Origin of the sequence: Colwellia sp. 6M3 (assembly GCF_014077595.1) — a bacterium.
Lineage (GTDB): Bacteria > Pseudomonadota > Gammaproteobacteria > Enterobacterales > Alteromonadaceae > Cognaticolwellia.
The window spans coordinates 1-5,814 of sequence record NZ_JACGWF010000149.1 but is presented as its reverse complement, the minus strand read 5'-3'; the positions used below and the strand labels follow the sequence as shown (position 1 = coordinate 5,814).

Annotated in this window: 1 protein-coding gene; it reads left to right on the top strand. The window is 40.6% G+C overall.

All coding sequences use genetic code 11. The features are described from left to right. Nucleotides 1-5,814: DUF11 domain-containing protein (locus H4J50_RS18380; RefSeq protein ID WP_182257621.1), on the top strand; the 5,814-nt coding region annotated here is incomplete at both ends.

Below are 5,814 nucleotides of genomic sequence, written 5' to 3'. Positions count from 1 at the left end.
GAATATAATGCTACAAAAAGTTTTTCTGTTTTTTTTAAAATTAACTGCCCTATTTTTAATCTCGATATCTTCTGCATATGCAGCCTCCGCACCTACTGTAGCTAACTTTTCTCCTGCGGAGTCGTTTATTGGTGAAGGGTTTTGTTTTAACGCAAACTTTACCAATAGTTCATCAGATATTGGCTATGGCCCATATTACTTACTAAATCTAGCTCCAGATTTAACATATCAGTCAGCAACATTTAGTGGGCTAGATTTAGAATTGGTTTCTAGTCAAACCTATGATGCGACAGAAACCTTAAATGATCCTATCTCTGGTTTACCTTTTACGGGAACTGAAGATGGAACTCTAGTAGCACTTACGATACCTGTTGGCTCGGTTTCAAATAATCAACAACCCTTGCAAGTGGAAGTTTGTCTTACGGTCGCTTTGGATGCTGAACCAAATATATTGCAAACTGACGCAATAGGAATAGTACCTGGTTTTCAATTTGGCGATAGTGCTACAGGCACAAAAGGGGAAGATACAATTGTTGGCTCTGCTGACAGTAATGACTTTACTCCTACCGTTATAAAATACACTATTTCAGATAGCACAGCAGAATCAGAAAACCCACCAGGTCCCGAATGGACTTACCCTGTTGTTGCAATTGCGGATATAGCTTCAACTAGAACAGTTGCTCCTATAACATTTCCTACCATTACTTTACCTGGCAATGTTAAATATGAAGGCCCTTTTTCAATTGTTGGTGGCACTGATTGTACTATATCGCCAGATGAAGCTACATTAGCGGCTAACTCAGGTGTAGGAAATGATGTAGACATCAACATCAGTTGTGCTTCAGGAACAGGTACAAATGGTAATTCGCAGGATATTCGTGCTGAATTTGACGTTTATATTACTGACACTTTAAATGCTATGACTTGCGACAGCAATTCAGCCATTAACTCAGCTAAGCATTTAGTGTTAAGAAAAAGTGTTGCTGGCAGCGGCACACCTGGCTCTACTGTTACCTATACTTATGCTTATCAAACCTCTGAATATATTGATGGTTTAAACAACTTTACGGTTACTGATATTTTACAAGATGGTATTAGTTACAGTGAGTTTGCTAGTAATCAAATTCAGTTATCTATTCAGCACAACGGCAGTAATAGCGCTACAACAACTTTAAATACTAACTTTACTGACTCTGGTACTTCATCAACGTTTGAAGATGCCGATATATTAGCAGCTATTGTTGCCGCAGGAGGCAGTATTGGGCCAGCGGAAAGCGGCACGATTACTTATACTGCGGTTATTGATCAAGATTATGATAACGGCCAACCTGTACTTACCCGTGATACGATTAGTAATGACGTTACCGCGACATACGGTTTAAGCGATGCGAGTGGCGCTCAAGGTTGTTTCGAAGATTCTAGTGCTACCGTAACTATTGATGATATTGATATCAGCAAAAACACCATAGGTTCAAGTACTGTTAAGCCTGGCGATATTGTACAATTCCAATTAACCATGGAAATCCCTTCTGGCGATGCAAATAACGTAGTGTTAACTGATGTATTGCCTCTACCTGTATTTACTGCAACAGACTTTCCTGCGGCAACACAAACAAGTTCAACTCCTTATCCTGGCTCTGCTAGCGCTGGTAACTTTATCGAATATGCGGGTACTTCTGATTATAATGGTGATTTTACTGTTACGCGTGATGCCGGTTCAAACAGTATCAATATTGATTTTGGTAACATTAGTACCGGCACTGCAAGTTCAAAAAATATTGTAATTAATGTATATGCTCTAGCAAGTAACGAACCGTATGCTGATGGTTTAAGTCTTGCCAATCTATTGAACGCTTCAACTAATAACACCGCCACCGATAACGCTACTAACACCACGGTGGCACAAATAACGGTTCGCGCTCCAGACGTTTCGATTACAAAAACCATAACCAGTGATACTAGTGATTTAGATGCAGGCGATCAAATTGACTATTTAATTACCTTGGAAAACACAGGTGGTGCTGATGCTTTTGACGTAACACTAACCGATATATTTGAAAGTACAATTGATGCTTCTTCATGTACTGTACCCGTATTAACCGGTGGTAGTGGTGGCTATTCTGGAGATTTTTCTACCGGCCTAGTTTTAGATGACACCTTAGCTTCTGGAGGTGGTTTAGGTGAAGCAGGTTCTGGTGATGAAACGGCAACCTTAACTTTTTCTTGTAATATCAGTAGTGATATTGCTGCGGGCACTAGCATAGATAATACCGCGAGTATGTCCTTTGCCGCAGGTGAAGGTGAATCTGCGTTTCCAACCCGAGAAAGTACCATTACAGCAACAAGCATTCGAGCAAGTGTTGTTAAAACATTAGTATCTACTTCAGAAACTGATAGCACCTCTAGTGATAGCCGAGATGAATTAGCTATTGGTGAAATAGCACGTTTTAGAATTGTTACCGCCCTGCCTGAAGGCCTTCATAGCACTGTTAATCTGAGAGATTTACTGCCACCAGAACTAATTTATCAAGACGATGGCAGTGCAAAGTTTGGTTTTGTCGGTGCAGGGGTAAGTTCATCTGAAATCGCCGATCCTGGTACTTGTACTTATACATTAGCAGACTCTAATGCGAGTCCCGACTGTGATATAACAGCAACCAATGGCTCTTTTAGCGCCGGTACCGACCCTACTTTCAATTTAGGTACAGTAACGAATAGCGATGATGATGCTGATGAAGAATATATCGTACTTGAAATCAATGCAGTTAAAGTTGACGGTGGAAACGTTAATTTCTCTAACCGAGGTCGATATACCGACAGTACAGGAAATGATACTTCAAACTCATTAAACCTAAAGCGTGTCGACCCTACCTTAACACTTAGTAAGGATGCAGATAATGCCGGTGGTGATGCCGGTGATGCCATTACTTACACATTAACAATTACTGCTCCAGCAAGCTCTGACTCAAGCGCTTTTGATCTCAGCTTGGTCGATATTTTACCGACAGAATTAATTTATGAGTCAGGCACCGCAACTTATGGTGCTTGTGATGCAGCGACCAAGAGTTTTGACGATAGTGATCCAAATGGCGCAGGATTTTCGCTGACTATTGATAAATTAGCAGCCAATGAGAGCTGTATATTTACTTACGATGCAAATGTTTCATCAGCTGCGACCCCTGGACAAGAAATTACCAATAATGCCACTTTGTCATGGACTAGTTTAGACGGCTCTGGAAGCAATTTATCTGGTTCAAGCCCCGGAACTGAAAAAACTTATCAAGCTACAAACTCTGCAACCGTAACAGTTGAATTAACAACATCGGAAAAATCTATTGTTAGCACAACATTCGCACATACCAGTGAAGCAGGTTCAGGTACTAGTTCATCAGAACGTTCGCTTTCAATCGGGGAAGAAATTAAATATCGTTTAGTTGTAACCGTACCAGAAGGCTCTGCGGAAAACTTTATTGTCAGAGATAACCTTCCCGAAGGGCTAGAGTATGTAAATAATACAGCCTTTGTTTCATTAGTCAGTAATGGTGGTTTATCATCAAGTTTAGGGGCTGGTCTTTGTGCAGGAGGTAGCCAAGCATCAACAGATCCAAATGTAACACCTAATTGTGCCATTACACCTAATTTAGGGGCGTCTGGAAATTCTGTTGATTTTGATATGGGTGATATTACCAACAGCGATGCAGATAGTGATCTAGAATATATTGTTATTGAATTTTCGGCATTAGTAATAAACCAACTTTCAAATCAACAAAATGTAACTTTATCAAATCAATTTGAAGTATTACTCAGTAACATTCAGAACTCTGTATCTAATAACATGTTAGCAAACATATTAGAACCACAGTTATCACTTACCAGTACAACAACGCCGAGCTCAGTAGATAACCGTACTAATGAAACACCAACATTTGCATGGTCATTAGTATTGACAAACGAAGGGTTAGCTCAAGCATTTCAAATTCAAGATGGTGACAGCGGTAACTGGCAAGTTCAACTTCCTAGCGGTGTTGAAAACATTACTGCATTAGATGTTTCAAGCACAGGCACTGTAGTTGATAACACAAACCTATCTACAGCAATAAGTAGCTCAGACTTTACGGTAAGTGGTGCAGATAATAACTTGCTAAGTATTAACCGTATTTTTTCCATGAGCCCTTCGGCTACACTAACCATTACCTTTAACACCAATTTACAAGCTACTGTTAAACCAGGCACAACCTTAACAGCGAATACTGATATTGATTATGCTGGGCAACAATCTGGAGCTTCAGCTGAAAATGTGCGTAACTTTGCTGACATTACAACAGGCACAGGCAACACCCCTGTTACTTCTACAAGTGCACCTTTAAATAATTACCGCACACAAACAGCAACGAGTGTAGTAACAACAACATCAACACCGGTTATAGGTGTAGCAAAAGAGTTAATTAGTAATACTTTTGATCCTGCTGACGGTACGTTTGATATTGTTTATCGATTTTATGTGGAAAACAGCGGCGATGTCGCGTTAAGCAACATTCAACTTACTGATGATCTTGCTGCCACTTTTAACCCTATAGCTTCAGGCGATATCAATGTAACCTCGATTACCAGCACAGATTTCACGGTCGATGGAACGTTTGATGGCATTAGTAACACTACATTAATAGATAACACTACACCTTCGGATTTAGCAATTAACGAAACTAAAACTTTAGACATTGCTGTTACTGTTAGTCCAGGTACAGATCTTAATACTTACAATAATAGTACTACTGCTGAAGCAGAAAGTGCTCGAGATGATACAAATACAACTAACGATACCTCAGTTAATGGTTCTGATCCGGATACAGCCAACGACGGTCCCGACAATGATACTAGCCCAACACCTGTTACCTTTGCGGTCGACCCTGCTCTTGGATTAGCTAAGTCAATTAATGGTGCCATTCAGAATAATGCCGACGGTACTTATACTTTTAATTATCAATTTAATGTTAAAAATACCGGCGATGTAAACTTAACTGATCTACAAGTTATTGATAATTTAAGTACCACTTTTGCCAGTGCTGATAGCTTTAGTATTAGCACACCAACAAGTGCAGACTTCACAGTAAATGCAAGTTTCAACGGTGTAGGTGACACTAATTTATTAGCGGCAAACCAAAGTTTAGCGGTAGGTGATAGTGGCACTATTAATTTAGAAGTCACAGTAACACCGGGTTCAACATTAACTTATAACAATAGCGCGACTACTTCTGCAAATAGTCCTAACGGAACTGCTAACGACACCTCAGATAACGGCACCGATCCTGAAACCAATAATGGTAATGCGGCCGATGACGATGCAACACCCGTAACCTTTGCTGAAGCACCGGCTATTGGCGTAGCTAAAACTGTAAGTGCAGGCCCTACCAATAATGGTGATGGTACACATACGCTAACTTACTCTATGGTGGTTAAAAATACTGGTGATATCAGCCTAAGCAATGTGCAAGTTGTTGATGACCTCACCACGACTTTTAGTGGCGCTACCTTTGTTGTTGATGCTCAGAGCACTGGCGGCACACTCACTATAAACAATGCCTTTAATGGCGATGGTGATAAAAATTTATTAGCCGCGAACCAAAACTTAGCGGTTGGCGCAAGCGAAACGATCAGCTTAACGGTAACCGTTACACCAGGCACTAACTTAGGTCCATACAACAACAGTGCAACCGCTGGCGCTACTAGCCCAAGTGGTGCAACGGTTAATGACACCTCAGATAACGGTACTGACCCAGAAACAAACAATGGTAATGCTGCCGATGACGATGCAAC